The sequence below is a fragment of the Pseudomonas sp. BGA-UO-ETr-WB11 genome (assembly GCF_059567785.1).
Genome location: NZ_JCAQOS010000007.1, coordinates 53,377 through 76,459, shown reverse-complemented (window position 1 = coordinate 76,459; position 23,083 = coordinate 53,377). Strand labels below are relative to the sequence as shown.

Genomic DNA, 23,083 nt, shown 5'->3' with positions numbered 1-23,083 from the left:
GAGTACTGAACTGAGACATAGGTTTTTCCTTTAATGACTGGGTTCGCAACACAGAACCTGAGCCTGCAGCAGCAAGGCCAAACTGGCCGCAAGATCGAAATGGGAGTCCGTCGCTGCTGCCGCTGCGGCAAGCCCAAGGGGCTGTCCTTGCTGCAGAGCTCGGACAAAATTTGCGCAGCCCACACCGACGGCATGCACCTGGACCTGCCATTGGCTGCGCAGCACTAGGGCGTGCTCCGCCTGCAACGGATCCAGTGAGGCAAAGTCAGCGTCGCCTTGGTGGGCTTGCCAGATGGACACCAACGCATAGGGCGCACTGAGCACTGCCACGCTGGCATGCAGATTGATGCGCAAATCGCCCAAGGTGTCAGGCTGCGCCAGGGCCGCGGCCAGCTGATCCGCCGTCAGGGGTTGGCTGTCAGCGGCGTGATAGGCCTGCACCCGAGCACGCTCCAGACGCGCCACCGCCGCCAGATAGGGCACGCTGGCCGCCGGAGCAAAGCCCTCGACGAAGTCGGCAAAATCACCACCATAGTCCACCAACAGCGGCGTGCGCGGCGGCGCCTGGCGCACATAGACAAGCGCCATGGCGCGAAAGAAGGCCGCCCCCACCAGTTGCACCAACACCGGGTAACTGTCGGCCAGGGCATCCACCAGGGAACTCTGCACATTGTTCCGGTAGACCGTAAAACGCACCGCCTGATCAGAGCCATTGGCCGTCACCAAGCCCACCGGACATGCGCCCTCGGGAGCGAGCAAGGCCGCAGCAAAGTCCGCGTAGAGACTCATGCCGCACACCCCGCCGCGCCATGCTCGCGCAGCAAGCTGTCGGCCTGCCGCGCCTCAGCCAGTAGCACGGCCAATGCTGGCACCTGATGGTCTCGCTCGATCAGGGTCGGCAGCGCCCCGGTCAACGTCAGGGTCTGCGCATACAAGGCCCAGACAGCCTGATCGACCGGCGCACCATGGCTGTCAATCAGCAGGCGCGCACCGGCGCCATCACAGTCCTCGGCAAACCCGGCCAAGTGCAGCTCACCCACCGCATGCAGCGGCAGGCTCTGGATATAAGCCCAGGGATCGCGCTGGTGATTGATGCTGGAGACATACACATTGTTCACATCCAGCAGCAGCCCACAGCCGGTGCGCTGCACCACCTCACCAAGGAACTGCGCCTCATCCATGCTTGAGCAGGCAAATTCGACATAGGTCGCCGGATTTTCCAGCAACATCTGCCGCTGCAAACGACTCTGCACCCGATCGATGTGCTCACAGACTCGCGCCAGGGTGGCGGCGTCATAGGCCACCGGTAACAGATCATGGAAAAACACCTGATCATGACTGGACCAGGCCAGGTGTTCGGAAAAAGCCTGTGGCTGATAACGCTCAATCAACACAGCCAGCCGCTGTAGATGGGCCTCATCCAGCGGTGCGGCGGCACCGATGGACAGCCCTACACCATGCAGTGATAAGGCATAGCGTTCACGCAGCAAGCCCAGGTAATGGTGGAACGGCCCGCCGGCCACCATGTAGTTCTCGGCATGCACCTCGAAAAACCCAACATCCGCCGAGCTGTCCAGAATCGCCTGGTAATGCTCAGATTTGAGGCCCAGGCCCGCGCGCGCTGGCAACTGCGGCGCACGGGCCGCAGACCCGGCAGCAAACCCTGCTGCGTGATTGGTCATGATCCGTCCCTAATCAGCCTTTGGCTTTGAATGCCGCCAACTGACCAAAGCCGGTTGGCGAACTCTGACTGACGGTTTGCTCACACGTGCCCTTGGGAACCAGCTTCCAAGCATCGCTCTGATAGTCCTTTTTCGAAGTGCCTGCACAGGAAGTTCCAGCACCTGCTGCGCAGTCGTTCTGACCTTTTAGCGCAACACCAAAGCATTTATCACTGTCGCCGGCCGCTTGGGCGGTCAGTGGCGCAGCCGCGAGTGTGAGAGCTGAACCCAATGCCAAGGCCAGGGCTGCGGCGGAAAACGTGCTCGTATTGCTCATGGTGAAATCCTCATATCGACAATGAAATACACAGTAAAACAGGCAACGGCTTGCTTACCTGTATCACTAGAGCTGATTAGCCAAGCATTGTTACAACGGATGAGGATTTTTTGTTTGCGCGCAGACGCGTCGGGCCCCATGCAGGTAATTACCCCCACAGCAGCCGGCCTGATGATCAAGGGTCTACGCTCATCTGATGATTTCTGAAGGACAGCCACTGTGGTTTATCCGCGTTTGTTCACCTGCCTGTTCAGCCTGATGTTCAGCACCGCGCTGTCGGCAGAGACGTTGCGCCTGGTGGCCAATACCTGGCCGCCGTTTACGGACGCGCAGTTGCAAAACAATGGCCTGGCCACTGACTTGGTCAGCACCGCCCTGCAACGCGCCGGCTACACCAGCGAATATCATGAGGTGCCCTGGGCGCGTGCGCTGCAGGGCATGCAACATGACCGCTACGATGTTCTGCTGTCCTCCTGGTTCGCCGCCGAGCGGCAAGCCTATGGAATCTACTCCGAGCCTTACCTGATCAACCGCATCCGTTTTATGCGCCGCACCGGCAGCGTCATCGAGTTCAAGCACTTGGATGACCTGCTGCCCTACAGCATCGCGGTGGCCAGGGGGTTTGCCTACGGGCCAACGTTCGACAGCGACGCACGCCTGCACAAAGAAGTGGCCTCCAGCTTTGCGACCGCCGCACGCATGCTCGCCGCTGGGCGTGTCGACCTGACCCTGGAAGACGAATGGGTGGCCAGGTACTACCTCAGCCATGAACTGGCCGAACTCAGCCCGGCACTGGAGTTTTTACCCGTTCCACTGTCCGAATCGCCGCTGCATATTCTGGTGCGGCGCAAGCACCCACAGAGTGGGCAAATCGTAAGTGCCTTCAATCAGGCACTGCGAGATATGCGTGCCGACGGCAGCTACACCGCCATTCTGCAACGCCACGGCCTGCAGTAAGCACTGCGCGACCTCAGCCGTCTGCGGCGTTACTTGACCAGGGTTACCGGCAGTTCGCTAAGCCTGACCACCTCACTGGCCACCGAGCCCAGCAGCGAACCCAGGGTTAGGCCGGCACCATGACTGCCGATGATGATGCTCTGGCAATCCAGCTCCTTGGCGCAGGCAACGATGCTGGCACCCGGCGCACCAACGCGGCTGTGCACAGTAGAGGAGATGCCTGCTTGCTGTAACTGCGCCAGCGCTGTGACCAGGGCACTGTTGCTGTGGCTTTGGTAGTACTCGTGCAAATCTTCAGCACTCATCCCCTGACTGATGCGACTGGGCAGGTGCGGCTGCACATTGAGCAGATGCACGGCGCACGCATCACTGAGCAAGCCACCCTGCTGAATCTGTTCAATCAAGTAGGCCACCGCACGGTCGGCATGGGCGGAACCGTCGCTGGCCAGTAGGACTATTTGCATATTCATACTCCTTGATCATCAACTCATCTAAAGCGCCGCCGTTGGCCCCTATGCCCGCAAACGACGCAACACAACCTTTTCCAGTTCTACCAGCACGCACACACCGACGGCAGTCCCCAGGCACCAGGCCCAGGCCAGCACGGGTAACGCGGCCATGGCAAACAGCCCCTGCAACGGCGGCCAGTAAGTCAGCGCCAGTTGCAGGGCGCTGAGCACCAGCACCATGGCCCAGATCATCGGGTTATCCCGCCAGCCAAAACGTGCCGGGCCATACAGGCTGCGGCTGCTGAACAGGTAACCGATTTCACACGCGACCATGGCATTCACCGCCAGGCTGCGGCTGGCCTCCAGGGCCCAGCCCAGGTGTTGGCTGTAGGCAAACAGCCCGAGGCTGACCACGGTCATCAACATGGCGATCCAGACAATCCGCCATAACAGCACGGGGCTCAGCAGCGGCATGCGCGGATCGCGCGGCGGCCGGGCCATCAAGCCTTGCTCTGCCGGTTCGAAGGCCAGGGCCAATGCCAAGGTGACGGCAGTAATCATATTGATCCAAAGAATCTGCAACGGTGTGATCGGCAATGTCAGGCCAAAGGCAATCGCCACCAGCAACACCAGCGCCTCGCCACCATTGGTGGGCAGAATAAACATGATGGCCTTTTTCAGCGTGTCGTAGACCGCCCGTCCCTCTTCCACGGCATGGGTGATGGTGGCGAAGTTATCGTCGGCCAGCACCATCTGCGCCGCTTCCTTGGCCACCTCAGTGCCTTTGATGCCCATGGCAATACCGATGTCGGCACGCTTGAGGGCCGGGGCGTCGTTGACGCCATCACCGGTCATTGCCACCCGTTCGCCGAGGGCCTGCAAGCGCTCAACCAGGCGCAGCTTGTGGCTCGGATTGGTGCGGGCAAACACCTCGGTAGTGGCCAGGCGAGCGTCCAGTTCGGCATCGCTGAGGGTGTCCAATTCGACGCCGGTTAACGGCGCGTCACTGTTCAGCCCCAGACTGCGAGCAATGCTGGCGGCGGTGGCAGCGTGATCGCCGGTAATCATCTTCACGCGGATGCCGGCACTGTGGCAGTCGGCGATGGCACGGATGACCTCCTCGCGCGGCGGATCGAGCATGCCGACCAAGCCGAGCAGGACAAAATCACCGTCGATATCGGCATAGTTCAGTTCGTGCTGCACCTGCGGCAGTGTGCGCAGGGCCAGGCCGATCATGCGCAAGCCCTGACTCGCGCCCTGCTCCAGGCGGACACGCCAATGCTTGAGGTTGAGGGGTTCGTCGTGGCCATCGCGCCACTGCCGATTGCACAGCGCCAGCAGGCGCTCAGGCGCCCCGACCACATAGATCAGGCCATGGCCGCTGTGATCATGATGCAGGCTGGCCGAGTAGCGGCGCTCGGAGCTGAATGGAATGCTATCTGCCTGCGGCAACTGCTGGTGCTCCTGAGCAAGCTGCAAACCCAGCTTGCCCGCCAGGGTCAGCAAGGCCGCCTCTGTCGGGTCACCGCTGATCTGCCACTGCTTATCGCTCAGGGCCAGACTGGCGTTGTTGGCCAGCAGACCGGCACGGGCCAACTCACGCAAATCATGGGCACTGTCCAGGCTGCACAACTGGCCGTCATCGCAATGAATGCTGCCATGGGGCGCATAACCGACGCCTTCGACCTGATAGTGATGACCAGCAGTAAACACTTGCTGCACGGTCATTTCGTTGCGGGTCAGGGTGCCAGTCTTGTCGGTGCAAATCACCGTCACCGCGCCCAGGCTTTCCACTGCCGGCAAGCGGCGAATAATGGCCCGCCGCCGCGCCATGCGCTGCACGCCCAAGGCCAGAATAATCGTTAGCACGGCCGGCAAACCCTCGGGGATCGCCGCCACAGCCAGGCCTACAGAGGCCATCAGCATTTCGCTGGCACTGTAGCCGCGCAGCAACACACCAAAGGCGAAGGTCAGGCCGGCCAGCGCCACAATAATCAGGGTCAGATAACGGGCAAAGCGGCTCATATCGGCCAGCAACGGGGTTTGCAAGGCGGTGACCGCGCCGAGCATATGGCTGATGCGCCCCAGCTCGGTGTTCTCTCCCGTGGCCACCACCACACCACAACCGCTGCCGGCGCTGACCAGGGTGCCGGAGTAAGCCATGCAACGCCGATCACCCAGGCTGGCCAGGGCTGCCACAGGTGCGATGTGTTTATCCACCGGCAGTGATTCCCCCGTCAGAGCGGCCTCTTCGATGCGCAGATCGCGCGCCTCCAGCAGGCGCAGGTCAGCCGGCACTCGATCACCAGCATCCAGCAGCACCACATCACCCGGCACCAACTGCTCGGCCGCCAAGCTGAGCACCTCACCATCACGGCGCACGCGGCTGTCCACGGTGAGCATCGACTGGATCGCACGCATCGCTTGCTCGGCCTTGCCCTCCTGGATAAAGCCGATCACCGCATTGATTAGCACCACGGCAAAAATCACCGCACTGTCGAGCCACTGGCCCAGCGCCAGGGTCATCGCCATGGAGGCCAGCAACACATAGATCAACAGGTTATGAAACTGCAGCAGAAAACGCCGCCAGGGGGTTAGCCCCGCGCGCTGCGGCAGTTGGTTGAGGCCGTAGTCCTGCAGACGCTCGGCGGCTTGCGCGCTGCTGAGTCCGACGTCGCTGCTGTGCAGCTGCTGCAGACTGTGCCCGCGGGTAAGGGCGTGCCAGTCACAAGGTTCGGGCTCGCGCATCGTCGATTCCTCCTGGAGAGAAACCCGAGCCTAACAGTATCCGTCGCTCACCCACCGGCCTGGATCAAGGTAAGTGCGCCCACCTCGCAATCACACCGGCTGGACTACAGACGACTCCATTGGCAGCGTATCGGCCAATACAATGCAATTACGCCCTTGATGCTTGGCCTGGTACAACGCAGCGTCCGCAGCATTCAGCCAGGCCGTCGTATCCGCCAGGGCCGGGCTGTAACCGGCGATACCAATACTCAGACTGACCTGCAACTCTTCGGCCTCGACAAAGCGCAAGCCACTTACTGCCGCGCGCACCCGCTCAAGTACTTCGTAGGCCTGGGCTGGGGTGGCGCGAGGCAACAACACACAAAACTCATCACCGCCATAACGCCCGGCAGTATCGGCGCCGCGTAGGTTGCGGCTGATGCACTCGCCGACCTCACGCAACACGCTATCGCCGGCCACATGCCCATGACGATCATTGGCGTGCTTGAAGTGGTCGACATCAATCAACACCAGACAGGCCGGTGTCGCCATCTGCCGACAGCGTTCGAACTCCAGCCCCAGGCATTCCTTCCAGTAACCACGATTGAACAACTGAGTCAGGCTGTCGGTACGGCTTAAATCACGCAAGGCGCGCTTGCTGCGACCCAGCTGCACGGCCAGTTGGTAAAGCACCAGACCGATGGTCAGCGGGTGCAGCACCAACATCGGAATGCAGGCATAAATCACCGTTTGACTGGTCAGCGGCTGCCAGCCAAAACCGAACAACAGCACCGCCAGCACCATGCCCAGCACCTGCAAGCACAGACCCCAGCCAACCAGGCGCGCGCCCCCTGCCGCCGTATTGTTCATGGCCAGCATCGACAGCATCATCACCGTGGGCAGCACGTTGAACTGAATGGTGGCAATCCAAAAGCCGCCCATCAGCGAATCCATCAGCACTTGGCGGCGCTCCACCTGCAGCGGCTTTTCAGCACGTTGCGCCAGCTGTAGTGCTAACAACGGCCAGAGGTAACAATTGGCCACCAGCACAGCCCACAACCACAGCGGTGCACCCTGCTCATGCAGCACCGCCGCCACGCAAAAAAAGCCCACACCCAAGCCAATCGCCCGCGGCAGGAAGCTGCGGCGGGCCAATGCCAGACCGGCTTGTTTCGACAGCGGTGTTCCCTGCGTGCCTGACTTCAACTGGCCATTACCCCTACAAAACGGCGGACTCTAACCTAAGCATCGTGGCGTCGATATAACCCCTTAGTCCCCCTCAAGCACGCAAGCGACTCAAAGTCGTTACGGCTGAGGCTGGGCGAGCCGTTGCAAGAGTAGCGAACACAGCATGGCCACAGCCCACCAAAACAGCCTTAGAGACTGGGCTGCGCAAGAAACGTCGCAATCCGGGCCTGATAGGCTGACGACTCGCGCTGACGCTCAATTTCCGCCCACAGACGCTTTGCCTTGTCCGGTTGGGCCTGACAAAAGGCATTGGACAGCATCAAGTAATAGGCCTTCGTTTCCAGCGGTAACTCGGCTTTTTCGATATCCAGCGCCAACATCGGATGCCTCTGCAAGACGAAATCGGCACGCAGGCTTTGCAGCGCAACCGCATCGACCCGTTGCTCCTTGAGCATGCGCAGCAGGGCCAGCGGATCGCGACTGGACTCATCCACCGTAGCGCCGTGGCTGCGTAAAAAATCGCTGATGGAAAACCCGCTCAACGAGCCAATGGCGCTCGTCAATTGGCGAAATTCCGTGCCATTCCAGCCCACCGAACTGCCACGACGCCGATACAGCGCATAGACCGAGGTATGCAAACGCTTACTCTCATCCAGGCGGCCGTCACTGTCGGTCGGGTAGCGCCCCATGCTCAGACGCTCAGCCTTGAAACTGGAAGCAAACGCGCCGTCATAGCGACCCCGCGCCAGCCCCGCCAGGCAACGCTTCCAAGGCACCGCCACATAGCGAATATGCAGCTGGCTGGCTGCAGCCACCAGGCTTAGCAGCTCAAAATTGAGGCCCGTGTGATCCGTCATCACCCACGGGTAGGAGTCCTTGTCTTCATAACAAAACGTCAACGTGTCTGCGGCCTGTGAAGTAAGCGGCGACAGGACCAACAACAGCAGAATGACAAGACATCGCAACGTGCTGCCCCCCGGCATCAGCGCAGCCTCGCAAGATCGCGAGGCTAACTGCCAGTATAGGTCAGCGGCACCCACATTGTGATCAAGCTGGCACGTTAGTACTCGGCCAGCCAAACCAAAACCTTATGAAAGGCTTGCCTGAAAACCCGCCAGCCCGCGCCGCGCCTGGGCACGAATAGCACCCTGTACTGCCGGCAACCAACCCAGCAACCAGCCCTTGAGGCCCAGAGCCTGGCGACTCCAGCGCCACAGGTCAAAATGATCGCGGTGCTCAATGATGCGCCCGTTACCAAACACGAACTCGGCGCGGATCACATTGACCACGGTGCGCCCGGTCTGGCTGAAGGTGTAGCGCGCCACCCACTGCGCCGATCCGCGCTGATCGTCTGCCTCAACACCGTCATAGGTCAGGGAAAAATCGGCCGCTCGCGTGCACAGCATACGCCACATATCGCCGGCCTCACGGCCCTGCAAGCCGACAAAAACCGGGTCGCTGAAACGCACATCGGCGCTGTAGCACGCGGCCATGGCCTCGGCATCGAGACGCTGAAAAGCCTGATAGAAGGTGTGGATCAGTTCGACATTGGCGTGAGTCATGGCGGCATTCCGATAAGGACAGGTGCTGAGTATGGTCGGCACCACGTCACCCTGCGATTGGCATTAATGCCAACTTTGTGTTGATAATCGCCAATACGCATCTATCAGGAACACGCCCCATGATTCAGGTCGCGGTATTCGTCAGCCCACTGACGGTGTGCTCCAGCCTAAGCCAGGCCTGCGACGCCTTCAGCCTCGCCAACCGCCTGGCCGGACAACGTCTGTTTGCCCTGCACAGGTTCAGCGTCGACGGCCTGCCGGTGGCACTGGACTATGCGCAGATTCAGGTCGACGGCGACCTGAGCAGCGCCGAACGCGCCGACGTGGTGTTGCTACCCGCCACCGGCAGCGACATCGACAAGCTGCTCGCCCAACACACCGTCCTGCTCGCCTGGCTGGCTTACCGCCCGTCAAGCCAACAACTGGCCAGCATCTGCAGCAGCGCCTTCTTGCTGGCCGCTGCCGGCCTGCTGGATGGCGGCCCAGCCACCACCCATTGGGCCCTGGCCGACAGCTTTCGCCGCCGTTTCCCAAAGGTCCATCTGAACGAACGCGCCCTACTCAGCCAACAGCACAATCGCTTTTGTTCAGGCGGCGCCCAGGCCGGCCTGGACCTGTGCCTGCACCTGATTGGCTGGCATGCCGGCCTTTGGCTGGCGCAACAGGTGGCCGCCGCCCTGGTGGTGGAGCGCCACCGCGGCCTGCAAAGCCGCTTTCAGCCTTTGCTCCCGGAGGCCCGCCAAGATGACGCAGGCATCAACGCCCTGCTGCTGTGGCTGCAACGTCATCATGCCCGAGCACTCGACCTCGAACAGCTGGCCGCACGCCTGCACTGTTCAACGCGCAGCCTGCTGCGGCGCTTCAAGGCCGCCACCGGCCTGACCCCGATCGATTACCTGCAACGCTTGCGCATCAGCGCCGCGCAAAGCGCCCTGCACCAACCCCAGCGCTCACTTGAACAGGTGGCCCAAGCCGTCGGCTACCAGGACCGGGCCACCTTCGCCCGCCTGTTCAAACAACTATGCGGCGAAACCCCAGGCGCCTTTCGCCGGCGCGTACGCGATAGCCCGACTTAAAAGCTGCCCAGGTCGTCAGAAATACTCCACACAGCGCCGGTTTGACTTGTATTTGCGCCGTCTATTCCGGTACTTTCCGCGCCCCGTCGCACGTCCTCAAGGAGCACCATGAAACCCGCCGACCTTGTCATGCAAAGCTATGGCCGCTGCTGCGCCAGCGATGGCTTTTTCGACAGTTTTTACCAGTACTTTCTCGCCAGTTCGCCGCAGATCCGCGATCGCTTTGCCAACACCGACATGCCGGCGCAAAAACTCCTGCTGCGCCATGGCATTCTCAATCTGGTGATGTACGCCCGCGGCATGCCGGACACCAAATTGCGCGCCCTCGGCAGCACCCATTCGCGCGAAGGCTTCAATATCCGACCGGAACTTTACGACCTCTGGCTCAACGCCCTGCTGCAGGCCATCGGTGAACACGACAAGAGCTGCGACGCGGATACCCGCCAGGCCTGGCGCGAAGTGCTGAACAAAGGCATCGACGTGATCAAGGCGCAGTACTGAGCCGGCGCCCTTACACCGAGGGCATGTCCGCGAAGTAACAGTCTGCAAAGCAGCTACCCATCACCACGCCCTTCGCGGGCAAGACGGACAACGCCTGGCCAGAGCGGTTGCCCGGCGCTCTAAGCCACCGCCGCCGGATGACGACTTGTAACCTCAGTACCCAGGCGCTGTCCGCAGCCGCCTGAAAGGCTGCACAGCAGGCACCGCGGGGCCTGCAGAGCCAGCACCAGGCCCGACAAATCATACCTTTGGACGAGTGACGCTCCGGCGAGCACTTCATAAAGTCGCCCGCACTCACCCGCGCACGTCTGCCAAAGGTTCTGCCCATGATTCGCACCCGCCGCCCTCTGTGGTTTATCGCCAGCGTGCTGCTGAGCATGCTCAGCGTCAGTGCCCTGGCCGCACCGGCCAGCTACGAACAAGCCCAGATCTACGCCTGCCGTGCCGCCAGCAGCTTCATGATCTATCGCGGTGAAGGCCTGCAACCCGAGCATGCACAACAAGTGCAGGCCGACCTGCAGGAACTGCAAAACGTCACCCAGCCGCTGCTGGCCCAAGGCGATGCCGCCCTCAACAGCGCCCTGAAGAGCCTGGTAGCCCAGCTGCAGGAAGGCATGCAGTACGGCCCTGAAGAAGAAGACATGCCCTGGGCTTACCCATCCAACCTGAGCAAGAACCTGCGCAGCTTCCTCAAGGCTTCAATGGACGCGGAGCAACGGCAAGGACTGAGCAGCGGCGTATCGCCAAAGATCCAGTACCTGATGACCCAGTACATTTACAGCGCCTACTTCGGCCTGTTTGAGGTCAGCCGCGAAACCCCGGACATCTACCTCGGCCAGACCGAAGTGCAGCTGATCCCGCAGATCGAAGCCGCCGTGGGCGCCGATACCGCCAGCACCGACGCGAAAACCCGCACCCGCTGGAAGTTCCTCAAGACCGCCCTGGCCGACATGGACAGCAGCGTTAGCAGCAACTCCACCCGTTCCAAGCGCCCCTTTGCGCCGCTGGTGGTCGACCGTCACGGTCGTTCACTGACTGGCCTGCTGCTGCAGCAACCGGGCACCTAAGTACCGGGCGGGCTCCGGCCCGCCTTGCTCAAAATCCCGCCTACACGTCCCGCCAGCACTGCCTCAGCCTTGCGCCATCAGACTGGCGATATCCGTCAGACGGGCGTCCACATGGGCTTCCAGCGCCTTGATGTCCGCAGCATGCTTGCTCTGCATGGCCACCTGCTGCTGACACAATTGCAATGCCGTCAGCACCAACAAACGGTCACTCGCCAATCCCCGCGCCTTAACGCTGTTCTCAGCCAGCATCTGCTTGAGCAACTGGGCTGCGGCCTGCAAAGCCGGCGCCTCGTTGACCGAGGTTTTGATGCTGTAGTCACGGCCCAGAATGGAAACAAGGCTGACCACATCCGCCGCGTCACTCATGAGCTAACCGGACTCCGACTGCTTTCACCACCGGCCAGCGCCACCAGCGCCTGAATCCGCGCCAGGGTCGCGCTTTGCTGATCGTCCTGCTCCAGCGCACTGAGCTGCAGGGTTTCGTTTTCTTCCTTAAAGCTGGCCAGCTCGGTGGCCAGTTGTGCGTTGGCGCTCAACAGCACCCGATTCTCTTCCACCAGGGTTCGAACAAGCCCTTCCAGCTGACTTAGTGAATTTTCCAACATATTGATTACTCAGGCTTTTTGGCGGGCCGCCACAATAGAGAAAAGCTTCCGCAGATGCCAGCCAAGCAGCCGGCAGGCGAACGCCACACGTCTGTTAGTCAGGCAAATGCCAAGAAAAGTCCACGACGCTGACAGAAGTGCGGCAATAAAGCTGATTCGTCGACCACGACCAAGAGCCAACGGCGCGGCCGCCTGCGCCGACCGTATGATCGGCGCCTTCGGTGGTGCGGCTCGCTGATGGGCTTTACCCCTCCACCAGGCTCCACTGCTTGCTTACGCGCTTGTCCGAGACCGGCAGCTTGGTGCCCAGTTGCTGGGCGAATAGCGACACGCGGTATTCCTCCAACATCCAGCGGTACAGCACCAGCTGTGGATCGCGCTTACCCTCCTGACGGTGTTTACTCAGGCGCGCCTGGTATTGCGCCCAGCAGGCGTTCAGCTCGCCGCTCCAGACCCGGTCTTTCTGCAACTGACCGGCCAGTTTGTCGAAGCGCTGCTCGATGGCCTTGAGGTAGCGCGGCAGTTCCTTCAACCACTCGGCCGGGGTTTCACGCACAAAGCCCGGATAGACCAGATTGCTCAGTTGCAGCTTGATGTCGTTGAGGGCCACAGCCTGGGCCAGGTCGATCTTGCCCTTGAAGCGTTTTTGCAGGGCGTGCCAGAGCTTGAGAATCTCCAGGGTCAGCTTGGCCAGGCGCTCGGCGTGCTCGGTCCAGGCGCCACGTTTCTGTTCGGCCAGGGCTGCCAGCGCCGCACCATCACGCGGCAGCGGCTCGACACCGTCGAGGATGCAGCTGTCCAGGCTGGCCAGCAGGATGTCTTCCACCAGGGCATCGACGCGGCCCATGTCGCGATACAGCAGGCCCAGTTCGGTCAACCCCGGCAGCTTGCCACGCAGGAACTTGGCCGGCTCGGCCAGTTGTTGCAGGAGCAAACGCTGCAACGCGCGACGGTGCTGGAAGTCCGCTTCGGCGGCCGTCGAAAAGCGCTCTTCCTTGACCACTCCAGCCTCTTCCACCAGCGCCGGGAACACGGTCATGCTCAGGCCGGCAATCTTGTGCTGGGTGCTTGAAGCCACCTCAGCAAAGGCCTTGGCCTGCACCGGTTGCTGGGCCTGTTTTTGCGGGATCGCCAAAGCGGCCTGGCTGGCCTCAGCAAAGCGTGCGGTCAGCTCGGCCAGATCGCGACCTTCACCAAGGAACTTGCCCGTGGCATCCACCACTTCCAGGTTCATCCGCAGGTGGCTGTCGAGCTGCTGGGCGGCTTCGACCCAGGCTTCATCCGGCACACGTACGCCAGTCATGCGTTGCAGCTCGCGGCCCAGCGCCTGCGGCAACGAACCCTCAGCAAAACTGATACGTGCCAGGGCGGCCTTGATAAAGTCCGGCACCGGCACGAAGTTCTTGCGTAGCGCCTTGGGCAGCTCGCGCACTAGGGCGATGCACTTGGCCTCCAGCACGCCGGGCACCAGCCACTCCAGGCGCTCGGGCGGCAATTGCGGCAGCAGCGGTGCTGGCACCCGCAGGGTCACGCCATCGCGCGGATGGTTGGGTTCGAAGTGATACGTCAGTGGCAGTTGCAGCTCGCCGAGTTGCAGTTTGTCCGGGTAATGGGCGGCGGTGACTTCGTTGGCCTCGCGGGCCAGCACGTCTTCCTCGCGCATGATCAGCAGCTGCGGGTTCTTCGCGCTTTCGATCTTGTACCAGCTGTCGAAGGTGGCGGTCTGATGGATCTCCGCCGGGATGCGCGCATCGTAGAAGGCGAACAGGGTTTCCTCGTCAGCCAGGATGTCACGGCGGCGCGCCTTGGCTTCCAGTTCGTCGAGCTGCTCCAGCAACTCGCTGTTGGCTTTCAGGCAGCGCGCACGGGACTGGATCTCGCCACGCACCAGGCCTTCGCGGATAAACAGCTCACGCGACAATACCGGCTCAATCGGCCCGTAATGCACCGCGCGGCGACCGACCACAATCAAGCCGTAAAGCGTGATCTGCTCGTAAGCCACCACCTGGCCGCGCTTTTTCTCCCAGTGCGGCTCGAAGTGGTTCTTCTTGATCAGGTGGCCAGCCAGCGGCTCGATCCAGTCCGGCTCGATCTTTGCCACCTGGCGTGCATAGAGCTTGGTGGTTTCCACCAGTTCAGCGGTCATCAACCATTGCGGACGCTTCTTGCCCAGCCCCGAGGATGGATGAATCCAGAAACGCCGCTGACGGGCGCCAAGGTAGTCGCCCTCCTCGGTCTTCTGCCCGATCTGGCTGAGCAGGCCGGAAAGGATCGCCTTGTGCAGTTTGGGAAAGTCCGCCGGCGTGGCGTTATTGCTCAGCTGCAGCTCCTTGCAGATCAGGCTGAGCTGGCGATGGGAGTCACGCCACTCGCGCAGGCGCAAGTAATTGAGGAAGTTCTTCCGGCACCAGCTGCGCAACGCACTGGCACCCAGCGCCAGGCGCTGCTCCTCGAAGCCGCGCCACAGGTTGACCAGCGCGGCGAAGTCGGAATCCACGTCCTTCCACTGCGCATGGGCTTGGTCGGCAGCTTGCTGACGCTCGGGTGGGCGCTCGCGTACGTCCTGCACCGACAGCGCACTGGCGATGATCAACACTTCCTGCAGGCTGCCCTGCTTGGCGCCTTCCAGCAGCATGCGACCCAGACGAGGATCTACCGGCAGACGCGCCAGTTGGCGCCCGAGCGGGGTCAGCTGGCCCTCGCGATTGACCGCCGACAGCTCCTGCAACAGGTTAAAGCCGTCGCTGATGGCCTTGCCGTCCGGCGCCTCGATAAAGGGGAACTGCTCGATGGCGCCGAGGCGCAGATGGAGCATCTGCAAAATGACGGCGGCCAGGTTGGTGCGCAGAATTTCAGGGTCGGTAAACGCCGGCCGGCCGTTGAAATCGTCCTCGCTGTACAGGCGCACGCAGATGCCCGGCTCGACCCGCCCGCAGCGGCCTTTGCGCTGATTGGCACTGGCTTGCGAGACGGCCTCGATGGGCAAACGCTGAACCTTGGCGCGGTAGCTGTAGCGGCTGATGCGCGCCGTGCCGCTGTCGATCACATAACGAATGCCAGGCACTGTCAGCGAGGTTTCCGCGACGTTGGTGGCCAGCACAATCTTGCGTCCGGGCCGTGATTGGAAAATCTTCTGCTGCTCGGCCGGCGATAGCCGCGCGTACAGCGGCAGCACTTCGGCGTGCTTGAGGTTGGCCTTGCGCAGCAAGTCGGCGGCGTCGCGAATCTCGCGCTCGCCGGGCAGGAACACCAGCACGTCGCCGGGGCGCTTGCCTTCGCTGCGCTCGAACGCAGCGAACTCATCCAGCGCACGCAGAATCGCCTGATCGACACTGAGGTCGTCTTCTAGGGTTTCGCCGTTCTCGTCTTGCTCACCGAGCAGCGGGCGGTACCAGGTGTCGACCGGAAAGGTACGGCCGGATACTTCGACAATCGGCGCATCGTTGAAGTGCGCGGAAAAGCGCGCCAGGTCGATGGTCGCCGAGGTAATGATCAGCTTCAGATCGGGGCGGCGCACCAGCAGGGTTTTGAGAAAACCCAGGAGGAAGTCGATGTTCAGGCTGCGCTCATGGGCCTCGTCGACGATGATCGTGTCGTACTTTTCCAGGTAACGGTCGTGCTGGGTTTCCGCCAGCAGGATGCCGTCGGTCATCAGTTTGATCAGCGTGGAGTCAGTGCTCTGGTCTTCGAAACGCACTTGATAGCCGACCAACTCACCAAGCGGCGTGTTCAGCTCTTCCGCCACCCGCGTGGCCACGCTGCGCGCGGCGATACGGCGCGGCTGGGTATGGCCGATCAGGCCATGCACGCCTCGACCCAGCTCCAGGCAGATCTTCGGCAACTGGGTGGTCTTGCCCGAGCCGGTTTCGCCGGCGATCACCACCACCTGATGCTTGGCGATGGCGGCCTTGATCTCATCGCGCTTGGCGGCAATCGGCAGACTGTCGTCGTAACGGATCGCCGGAATGCTCAGCCGACGCGCCTCGACCTTGGCGCAGGAGTGCTGCAACCGCTCAGCCCACTGCGCCTGCTTGACCGCATCCGGATGCTTACGCAACTCGTGCAACTGCCGACGCAGCTTGTGCCGGTCGCCCAGCAGGGCCAGCTCGACGGATTTGTGCAGGGTATCGAAGACGGCTGTTGAATCGGTCATCAGGCAATCGCGGGCAAATTGATCAGGGCGGCGATTGTCGCAGATTTAGCGCTCAGCCGGCCAAAGCCTGCGCAGCTAGAACGCAGGATTGCGGTAGACCTCCTCCCCGCCCAGCAACGTCCAGAGCACCTTGGCTTTACCGATTTGCTTGGTCGGCAAGTCGAAAATGTTCTTGTCCAGCACCAGCAAGTCGGCCTGTTTACCGACTTCCAGCGAACCGGTGCTCTGCTCCTGGCGCAGGGTGTAGGCGGCATCCAGGGTGTAAGCCTTAACCGCCGCGGCGAGATTGGGCAGGCTGCGCTCACCCAGGCTCAGGGCGTTTTGCATGATGCCAAGGGGCGACAGCGGGTTCACGTCCCAGTCGGAACTCAGGGTCACGCGGGCACCCGACTCATAGAGCTGGCGCATCGGCAGCATTTGGTAGGCGCGCTCGCCGATCATTGGCACGTTGTCCTTGAGGAACGATGGCGTGAAATAAGGGCTGGGCTGGAAGTCTGCAATCGCATTCAGCTGCTTGAAGCGCGGCACGTCAGCGTTGTCCACCAGCTCGACGTGGGTGATGCGATGGCGACCCTGACCACGAGTGGCGTCGATCGCATCCAGGGCATCACTGACCGCCTGGTCGCCGATGGCATGGATGTGCATGTCGAAACCGGCCTTGCTCAGTTCTCGGGCGTAACGTTCGAGACGCTCAGGACTGAAGTAGTACAACCCCTTGGCATAGACGCCCGGCAGACTCTGGTCATAGGGCTTTTGCAGCCGCGCGGTAGTGTTGTGGGTAATGCCGTCGACATAGAACTTGATCTGGGTGACGCGCAGCAGGCTGTCGTCAGAGCCTGGGTCATACATGCCTTTGAGTGCTGCCAGTTGCTCGTCGTCATCCAGCTGCGGATAGGCCCAGAGATCCAGTGCGGTGCGAGCCTTCAGCTGATCTTTGTCAGCGGCCTTTTGCCAGGCTTCAAGGTGGCCGCGGCGCCAGAACACCCGCGCATCGGCCACCGAGGTGATGCCGTTTTTCGCTAGTTCGTCCTGCCCGGCCAACACGGCCTGGTAATACACGTCTTGCAGGGCCTTGGATGGCGGCAGCGCCTTGTCCAGGGCCAGGTCACCCGCGTTATCCAGCAATACACCCGTGGCCTCACCCTGCTCATCACGCAGAATGATGCCGCCGACCGGATTGGGCGTTTTGGTATCGATACCAGCCAGTTCCAGAGCCTTGGAGTTAAGCCAATAGGCGTGCGAGGTTTCCTCCATGATTGCCACCGGACGCTCGCTGATGATGCCGTCGAGCAATGCCAGCGGGCTTTGCTTGGCCTCCAGCAAAGCATGCAAACCGAAACCCGAACCCAGCAGCCATTCGCCCTCGGTATCCGCAGCGCAGGTTTTTAGCGCGTGCAGCCATTGCGGCACGTCGTCTTCAGGACTCAGCTCGCAACCGGCCTGGGCCTCCGACGAGGCATCCAGCACATGGGCATGGGTGTCCTGAAACCCCGGCAGCACCAGCCGGCCGTCGAGATCGATCTGTTCGGTTTCATCATCGACGTACTCGGCCACATCCTCATCACTGCCAATTGCAACAATGCTACCGTCTTCGTCTATGACCAGGGCACTGGCCCACGGCTGCGCGGAATTCACCGTGTAGATCTTGGCGTTATGCAGCAGCATGGTACTGGCTTCGGCAACCCCAGCAAGGCTACCTGCCAATAGCCCGAAAGCAGCAAGAAATGGTGCGGCTCGCATGGTCGATACCTCGTAAAAGTTGGCCGATTTAATCGGTGTGCTGAGTCAGTAAAGAACACCCAGCCAACCGCGCCAGGCCTTGGGCTTGCGCCCATCGCCTGGCCCGGCGCATCACAGCTGAGACTTACAGAATATCCAGCGGGTAGCTGGTGATAATGCGGATCTCGTCATTGTCCGCGCCTGAGTTAGTGGCGTTCATGGCGCTATTACCGCGGTAGGTGGCTTGACGTAGGGTCACGGAGAGGTCCTTGGCCGGGCCGGCTTGCACCACATAGGCCACTTGAATATCGCGCTCCCACTCCTTGCCGTCGGTCAAGTCGCTGTAGAAGCCATAGGCGCCGCTGGCGTCGGCATGGCTGCCATCGGCGTCGCTGCCGCGCACGTAGCGGGTCATAAAGCTCAGGCCCGGCACGCCGAAGCTGCTGGCGTCGAGGTCATATTGCAGCTTGTAGGACTGCTCGCCAGGGGCGTTGAAGTCAGCGAACTGCGAGGAGTTGGCCAACCAGATCGAGCCGGCTGGATTGAACGTGCCGCCGCCAGTTTCCACCCCAAGGTAGTCAAACGGCGTGCTGCCGTTGATGCGCTGGTGGGCGAAGGTCAGGGTGTGTGCGCCACGGATCAAGGCCAGTGCCAGACTGTAAGCATCGGTGTTGATCTGGCCGGCTTTAGCGTCGCCCGTGTCGTCGGTCTTGTAATAAGCCAGGCTGGTGTTCAGGCTAGTTTCTTCGCCCAACACCCAGCTGTGGTAGAGATCGGCGTAATACTGCTGCCATACATCCTCGTAGTTGGAGGCGTGCAGGCCGCCCGACAGGGTGTCGCTGAAGCTGTAGTCACCGCCGATAAAATCGGCGCGACTAAACCTTGTCTGGCCGTACGTAGTGCCCAGATTACCGTCCTGGTTGGTGCTATTTTCCGCGTTGCCGGAGGTAAAGTGACCGCCCTGCAGGGCCAGGCCGGCAATCTCGTTACTGGTCAGCAAGCCACCGGTGAAGTGTTGCGGCATCAGGTACAGGTCGCTGTAGCCAAACACCGGGCTGTTGGGTTGCAGGTTACCGGCCTTCAGTTCGGTCTCGGATACCCGCAATTTAACTGCGCCACCGACTAGGCCATAAGCACTCTCGCCTTGGCAGCTGCCGGTAAGGTTGTCGCAATGGTTACTGCCTGGGAAAACGTTTACGCCACCCACCCCGCCCGTCCCGCCGGTACCCGCACCGCCGGTCAAACGCACCGCGCCATTGGCAAAGGCATCCATACCAAAGCCGACGGTACCTTGGGTAAAGCCCGAGGTGTAGGTCAGCATGGCCGCCTGACCCCACTCATTGATAGAGCCCTGATTGCTATTCACACCGTCGACGTTATCGGCGGCGTTATTGTTATTTTTGAAGTTGCGATTAATCGCCACGTTGCGATTCAACACGCTCAACGTGCTGTCTTCAACAAAACCATTCGACTGGCCTTGGCTGGAGTCTGCCAGGCCTTTGGCCAATGCCTCGACAGCCACCTCATCGGCGGCATTGGCCATCTGCAAGGTGGCCAGCGAAACGGCCAACGTCAAAGCGCTACAGGTCTTCATGTACATGGGGTGTTCCTTATTATTGGAGGGCGATAACGGACAAAGCACAGCGTTGCGGCACTCATCTCAACGTACGCAAGACTGTCGAGAGGGCAGCAGGCTGACGTGAAGAAAGCGCATAAAAACTGCTGCATCGCGGCTGTAATCGGTCGCTACTGGCCTGTGAATACCCGCACAGCACCGCGATGCAGCCAAAAGAGAGGCGCGATGCCCCTCAGGAGCAGACTTTCTTACACCGCTGGCAGGTTCTTAGTGACACAGTGAATTCCGCCACCGCCGGCGGCAATCGGGTCGATATTCACCTGCACCACCACCCGGCCCGGATACAGCTTGGTGAGCAAATCCTTGGCATATTTGTCGGCCGCCGTATCACCGAACTGCGGCACGATCACCGCGCCATTGATGGGCAGGTAATTGATGTAGCCCGGCGCGAAGTCTGGGTTGTTCTGGGTGTAGACGTTGCTGCGCTTTTTCAGCGGTGGCGGCAGGGTGAATACCTGGAGCTTGTTGCCATCGGCATCGGTGGCGGCCTTGAGGATGTCCAGATGCTTGCGGGTCACCGCGTAGTCATAGGACTTGGGGTCGTTGTCGAGGTTGGCGATGACCACGCCTTTGCTGGCAAAGCGTGCGTAGAAGTCGACGTGGGCATCGGTGATGTCCTTGTCCTTGATGCCTGGCAACCAGATGATTTTGCGCAAGCCCAGATTGGCCTTCAGCTCGGCTTCGATTTGCGCGCGGCTCATGCCCGGATTGCGGTTGCTGTTGACCCAGCAGCTCTCGGTCATGATCGCCGTGCCGTGGCCATCAATTTCAATGCCACCGCCCTCACCGGTCAGCTGACTGCTGATGTAGGTGGCGTTGGTCTGGTAGCTCAGTTCATCAGCCACCAAGGTGTCGTTAGCATGGGTTTGCTTGTTGCCCCAACCGTTGAAGTTGAAGTCCACCAGGCCGCGACCGCCCTGATCGTCCACCACAAAGCAGCCGCCAAAGTCGCGCATCCAGATGTCATCCAACGCCACACTGATGAACTTGATATTAGTGGTGCCGCACTTGCTTTTGGCCAGCGCCAATTGCGCCGGGCGGCACAACACGGTCACCGGCTGGTACTTGGCGATGGTCTTGGCCAGCAGCGCCACGGTGTTGTTTACCGGCGTGGCCCAATCAGCCCAGACGCCAGAGGTCGCGCCAAAGGACAGGAAAATTCGCTCCTGCAGCTCGTTCTCATCCGGCATGTACCAGCTGCCAGCAACGGCGGCGCGCACTTGCTGAGCATTCAGGCCTAAGCCCATGGAAGCGACGGCGCCAAGACCGGCGACGGCACCCAGCTGCTTGATAAAATCACGACGTGTAGACATGCGTTAACCCTCGGTTTTATCCGTATTGGCCGATCATCAGGTGCCGCCAGCGCGACGCCCTGCCCCAGACCGCCCCCTCCCTACAGGCCATACCTGCGGGGTAAATCAGCGCCCTTACTGAACGCTGGCGGTCTTGAACTTGGTCCAGGCGCGCATACGCGCGCGCATCTCGCGCTGGGGAATGTCCTTGCCAGGGATCAGCCGCTCATAGGTGGCATCATCGACATAGATATCCGGGTTGTTGCGCATGTCCGCGTCAACACTGGCGCGAGCCTTGGCACTGGAGGTCGGATAGCCGGTGAAGTTACTGATCGCTGCCATGTTTTCCGGGCGCATGACGAAGTTGATAAAGGCATAGGCGTATTCCGGGTGCTTGGCATCGGCGGGAATGGCCATGGTGTCCATCCAGACGGTGGTGCCCTCCTTGGGAATCCGGTACTGGAAGTCGATCGGCTTGCCCGCAGCCACCGCCGCCCGCTGCGCCTGGGTGACATCGCCGCTGTAGCCCAGCGACAGGCACAGGTTGCCGTTGACCAGATCGGTCACCGGCTGCGACTGGAATTTGCGGATATACGGTTTGATCGAAGTGAGCAAGGCCACCGCCGCGTCCAAATCCTGGGCCTGCCCACTACGCGCTGGACGGCCGAGGTAGTTGAGCGCCACGGCCAGCACTTCGTCGGGAGAGTCGATCATCGAAATGCCGCAGTCGGCGAATTTGGCCGCGTTCTCCGGTTTGAACAACAGGTCCAGGCTGTTGACCGGAGCATCGGCCAAACGCTGCTGGATCTGCGCAGCGTTATAGGTAATTCCGATCGACCCCCAGGTGTAAGGCACCACAGCGTGACGCGAATACGGATATTTAGTTTGCAGGCGCTGCAAACCAGGCTCGATATCGGCCACTGCGGGCAACTTGCTCTTATCCAGCTTTTGCAACGCCCCGGCACGCATCAAACGCTCGGCCACGGTGTCACCCGGGAAGATCAGGTCGTAGCCGCTGCGGCCGGCCATCATCTTGGCTTCCAGGGTTTCACTGCCATCCATCACGTCATAGGTGACCTGGATACCGGTTTCTGCGGTGAACTTGGCGAGCGTATCCTCGGCAAAGTAATCGGCCCAGTTGTACAGCTTGAGGGTCTTATCCTCGGCCGCCTGGGCCGTCGAGGCCAGAGCGCCGAGGGTCAGGCTCAGGGAACAGAGCAACAATGTGCGGGAAGCGTGCATGATCAGACTCCTGGGTGATTCCAGCGGGCATTCAAATGACGGCCATCGAGGCCCAGCAACGGGCCGTACATTTCCGGCCGGCGGTCGCGGTAGATCCCCCACGTCAGGCGCTCTTCGCGCATCACGGCAAGATCCAGGGTCTGAACCAGCACACCACGGCTGTCACGATCAGCTTCGGCGAGCAACTTGCCCTTGTGGTCGGTGATAAACGACGAGCCGTAGAAACTCATTTGCAGAGCCGGATCACTCGGCGCCACTTCGCGGCCAACGCGGTTGGCGGCAATCACCGGTAGGATGTTGGCCGCCGCATGGCCACGCTGAGTCAGCTGCCAGTGGTCGCGAGAATCCATGGCTGCAGCACCTGGCTCGGAGCCGATGGCGGTCGGATACAGCAGCACCTCAGCGCCCATCAGCGCCAGGCAGCGGGCCGTTTCCGGGAACCACTGATCCCAGCAAATGCCCGCACCAATGCGCCCAAATGCGGTATCCCAGACTTTGAAGCCGGTATCACCAGGACTGAAATACTCCTTCTCCTGATAACCAATGGCGTTGGGAATGTGGGTCTTGCGATAAACCCCCAACAGCGTGCCATCGGCATCCGCCACAGCCAGCGAGTTGAAGTAGGCATTCCCGGCTTTTTCAAACCAGCTCAGCGGCAATACCACGCCGAGCTCCTTGGCCAGCGTCGCAAAGCGCTTGAGCAAAGAACTGCTGGAATACTCTTCGGCCAAGGCCAGGTGCTTGTGATCCTGCTCGATACAGAAGTACGGCGTGGCGAACAGCTCCTGCAACAGGATCAGCTGTGCGCCCTTGGCCGCAGCCTCACGCACCAGCTGCTCAGCCTGATCAAGGTTGTTGTTCAAATCCCAGCTGCACGCGAACTGGGTGGTGGCAACGGTCAGTTTGCTCAT

Annotated in this window: 20 protein-coding genes; 4 read left to right on the top strand and 16 right to left on the bottom strand. The window is 61.3% G+C overall.

Going from position 1 to position 23,083, the window contains the following annotated elements; genetic code table 11:
• Positions 1-30 precede the first annotated feature (30 nt).
• From AC56DI_RS11165 to AC56DI_RS11155, 3 genes are read right to left on the bottom strand one after another with little or no spacing between them, the layout of a single operon-like run.
• Complete coding sequence (locus AC56DI_RS11165; RefSeq protein WP_496346225.1) at positions 31-789, bottom strand: HvfC/BufC family peptide modification chaperone; 759 nt, start codon at positions 787-789, stop codon at positions 31-33.
• Positions 786-1,682, bottom strand: coding sequence for an MNIO family bufferin maturase (gene bufB / locus AC56DI_RS11160; RefSeq protein ID WP_496346224.1), 897 nt, complete (start codon positions 1,680-1,682; stop codon positions 786-788). Before bufB ends, AC56DI_RS11165 begins: the two co-directional genes overlap by 4 nt.
• A 13-nt stretch (positions 1,683-1,695) precedes the next feature.
• The gene (locus tag AC56DI_RS11155; RefSeq protein WP_422588730.1) at positions 1,696-1,998 is read right to left on the bottom strand and encodes a BufA1 family periplasmic bufferin-type metallophore; all 303 of its coding nucleotides are present in this window, start codon (positions 1,996-1,998) and stop codon (positions 1,696-1,698) included.
• A gap of 258 nt (positions 1,999-2,256) precedes the next feature.
• On the opposite strand from AC56DI_RS11155, the gene AC56DI_RS11150 reads away from it, so the two are divergent.
• Complete coding sequence (locus tag AC56DI_RS11150; RefSeq protein WP_496346645.1) at positions 2,257-2,955, top strand: substrate-binding periplasmic protein; 699 nt, start codon at positions 2,257-2,259, stop codon at positions 2,953-2,955.
• Between the two features lie 29 nt (positions 2,956-2,984).
• On the opposite strand, the gene AC56DI_RS11145 is transcribed toward AC56DI_RS11150, so the two are convergent.
• The 5 genes from AC56DI_RS11145 to AC56DI_RS11125 all read right to left on the bottom strand — a co-directional run bounded on the left by AC56DI_RS11145 (position 2,985) and on the right by AC56DI_RS11125 (position 8,881).
• The gene (locus tag AC56DI_RS11145; protein WP_496346223.1) at positions 2,985-3,419 is read right to left on the bottom strand and encodes a universal stress protein; all 435 of its coding nucleotides are present in this window, start codon (positions 3,417-3,419) and stop codon (positions 2,985-2,987) included.
• Between the two features lie 48 nt (positions 3,420-3,467).
• The gene (locus AC56DI_RS11140) at positions 3,468-6,152 is read right to left on the bottom strand and encodes a cation-translocating P-type ATPase (protein WP_496346222.1); all 2,685 of its coding nucleotides are present in this window, start codon (positions 6,150-6,152) and stop codon (positions 3,468-3,470) included.
• Positions 6,153-6,242: 90 nt separating this feature from the next.
• Positions 6,243-7,337: a diguanylate cyclase gene (locus tag AC56DI_RS11135; RefSeq protein WP_496346221.1), complete on the bottom strand. Its 1,095-nt coding sequence runs from the start codon at positions 7,335-7,337 to the stop codon at positions 6,243-6,245.
• Positions 7,338-7,507: 170 nt separating this feature from the next.
• Positions 7,508-8,218, bottom strand: a complete 711-nt coding sequence (locus AC56DI_RS11130; protein ID WP_496346220.1) for a substrate-binding periplasmic protein — start codon at positions 8,216-8,218, stop codon at positions 7,508-7,510.
• 189 nt (positions 8,219-8,407) lie between these two features.
• Positions 8,408-8,881: a nuclear transport factor 2 family protein gene (locus AC56DI_RS11125; RefSeq protein WP_496346219.1), complete on the bottom strand. Its 474-nt coding sequence runs from the start codon at positions 8,879-8,881 to the stop codon at positions 8,408-8,410.
• A gap of 119 nt (positions 8,882-9,000) precedes the next feature.
• Between AC56DI_RS11125 and AC56DI_RS11120 the strand changes: the two genes are divergently transcribed.
• The 3 genes from AC56DI_RS11120 (at position 9,001) to AC56DI_RS11110 (ending at position 11,525) form a co-directional block, all read left to right on the top strand.
• The gene (locus AC56DI_RS11120; RefSeq protein WP_496346218.1) at positions 9,001-9,957 is read left to right on the top strand and encodes a GlxA family transcriptional regulator; all 957 of its coding nucleotides are present in this window, start codon (positions 9,001-9,003) and stop codon (positions 9,955-9,957) included.
• A gap of 108 nt (positions 9,958-10,065) precedes the next feature.
• Complete coding sequence (locus AC56DI_RS11115; RefSeq protein ID WP_496346217.1) at positions 10,066-10,458, top strand: globin; 393 nt, start codon at positions 10,066-10,068, stop codon at positions 10,456-10,458.
• A 326-nt stretch (positions 10,459-10,784) separates the two neighbouring features.
• On the top strand, positions 10,785-11,525 hold the full coding sequence (locus AC56DI_RS11110) for a hypothetical protein (protein ID WP_496346216.1): 741 nt from the start codon (positions 10,785-10,787) through the stop codon (positions 11,523-11,525).
• A gap of 63 nt (positions 11,526-11,588) precedes the next feature.
• Here the strand turns inward: AC56DI_RS11110 and zapA are convergent, their stop codons facing one another.
• The 8 genes from zapA to aguB all read right to left on the bottom strand — a co-directional run bounded on the left by zapA (position 11,589) and on the right by aguB (position 23,083).
• Positions 11,589-11,891, bottom strand: coding sequence for a cell division protein ZapA (gene zapA / locus AC56DI_RS11105; protein ID WP_496346215.1), 303 nt, complete (start codon positions 11,889-11,891; stop codon positions 11,589-11,591).
• Positions 11,888-12,130, bottom strand: a complete 243-nt coding sequence (locus AC56DI_RS11100) for a hypothetical protein (RefSeq protein WP_496346214.1) — start codon at positions 12,128-12,130, stop codon at positions 11,888-11,890. Before AC56DI_RS11100 ends, zapA begins: the two co-directional genes overlap by 4 nt.
• Positions 12,131-12,374: 244 nt before the next feature.
• Positions 12,375-16,283, bottom strand: a complete 3,909-nt coding sequence (gene hrpA / locus AC56DI_RS11095) for an ATP-dependent RNA helicase HrpA (protein WP_496346213.1) — start codon at positions 16,281-16,283, stop codon at positions 12,375-12,377.
• A gap of 75 nt (positions 16,284-16,358) precedes the next feature.
• Positions 16,359-17,948: an amidohydrolase gene (locus AC56DI_RS11090; protein WP_496346212.1), complete on the bottom strand. Its 1,590-nt coding sequence runs from the start codon at positions 17,946-17,948 to the stop codon at positions 16,359-16,361.
• A gap of 199 nt (positions 17,949-18,147) precedes the next feature.
• Positions 18,148-19,602 (bottom strand): OprD family porin, encoded by a 1,455-nt coding sequence (locus AC56DI_RS11085; protein WP_496346211.1) that lies wholly within the window; start codon positions 19,600-19,602, stop codon positions 18,148-18,150.
• A gap of 224 nt (positions 19,603-19,826) precedes the next feature.
• Entirely contained in the window at positions 19,827-20,951 is a 1,125-nt protein-coding gene (locus AC56DI_RS11080) for an agmatine deiminase family protein (protein WP_496346210.1), read from the bottom strand.
• A gap of 114 nt (positions 20,952-21,065) precedes the next feature.
• On the bottom strand, positions 21,066-22,172 hold the full coding sequence (locus AC56DI_RS11075) for an extracellular solute-binding protein (protein ID WP_496346209.1): 1,107 nt from the start codon (positions 22,170-22,172) through the stop codon (positions 21,066-21,068).
• 2 nt (positions 22,173-22,174) lie between these two features.
• Complete coding sequence (gene aguB / locus AC56DI_RS11070; protein WP_496346208.1) at positions 22,175-23,083, bottom strand: N-carbamoylputrescine amidase; 909 nt, start codon at positions 23,081-23,083, stop codon at positions 22,175-22,177.

Coding starts and splice junctions, on each gene's coding strand:
- AC56DI_RS11165 (WP_496346225.1), bottom strand. CDS start 789: ATGAGTCTCTACGCGGACTTTGCTGCGGCCTTGCTCGCTCCCGAGGGC.
- bufB (WP_496346224.1), bottom strand. CDS start 1,682: ATGACCAATCACGCAGCAGGGTTTGCTGCCGGGTCTGCGGCCCGTGCG.
- AC56DI_RS11155 (WP_422588730.1), bottom strand. CDS start 1,998: ATGAGCAATACGAGCACGTTTTCCGCCGCAGCCCTGGCCTTGGCATTG.
- AC56DI_RS11150 (WP_496346645.1), top strand. CDS start 2,257: ATGTTCAGCACCGCGCTGTCGGCAGAGACGTTGCGCCTGGTGGCCAAT.
- AC56DI_RS11145 (WP_496346223.1), bottom strand. CDS start 3,419: ATGCAAATAGTCCTACTGGCCAGCGACGGTTCCGCCCATGCCGACCGT.
- AC56DI_RS11140 (WP_496346222.1), bottom strand. CDS start 6,152: ATGCGCGAGCCCGAACCTTGTGACTGGCACGCCCTTACCCGCGGGCAC.
- AC56DI_RS11125 (WP_496346219.1), bottom strand. CDS start 8,881: ATGACTCACGCCAATGTCGAACTGATCCACACCTTCTATCAGGCTTTT.
- AC56DI_RS11120 (WP_496346218.1), top strand. CDS start 9,001: ATGATTCAGGTCGCGGTATTCGTCAGCCCACTGACGGTGTGCTCCAGC.
- AC56DI_RS11115 (WP_496346217.1), top strand. CDS start 10,066: ATGAAACCCGCCGACCTTGTCATGCAAAGCTATGGCCGCTGCTGCGCC.
- AC56DI_RS11110 (WP_496346216.1), top strand. CDS start 10,785: ATGATTCGCACCCGCCGCCCTCTGTGGTTTATCGCCAGCGTGCTGCTG.
- zapA (WP_496346215.1), bottom strand. CDS start 11,891: ATGAGTGACGCGGCGGATGTGGTCAGCCTTGTTTCCATTCTGGGCCGT.
- AC56DI_RS11100 (WP_496346214.1), bottom strand. CDS start 12,130: ATGTTGGAAAATTCACTAAGTCAGCTGGAAGGGCTTGTTCGAACCCTG.
- hrpA (WP_496346213.1), bottom strand. CDS start 16,283: ATGACCGATTCAACAGCCGTCTTCGATACCCTGCACAAATCCGTCGAG.
- AC56DI_RS11090 (WP_496346212.1), bottom strand. CDS start 17,948: ATGCTGCTGCATAACGCCAAGATCTACACGGTGAATTCCGCGCAGCCG.
- AC56DI_RS11085 (WP_496346211.1), bottom strand. CDS start 19,602: ATGTACATGAAGACCTGTAGCGCTTTGACGTTGGCCGTTTCGCTGGCC.
- AC56DI_RS11080 (WP_496346210.1), bottom strand. CDS start 20,951: ATGTCTACACGTCGTGATTTTATCAAGCAGCTGGGTGCCGTCGCCGGT.
- AC56DI_RS11075 (WP_496346209.1), bottom strand. CDS start 22,172: ATGCACGCTTCCCGCACATTGTTGCTCTGTTCCCTGAGCCTGACCCTC.
- aguB (WP_496346208.1), bottom strand. CDS start 23,083: ATGAGCAAACTGACCGTTGCCACCACCCAGTTCGCGTGCAGCTGGGAT.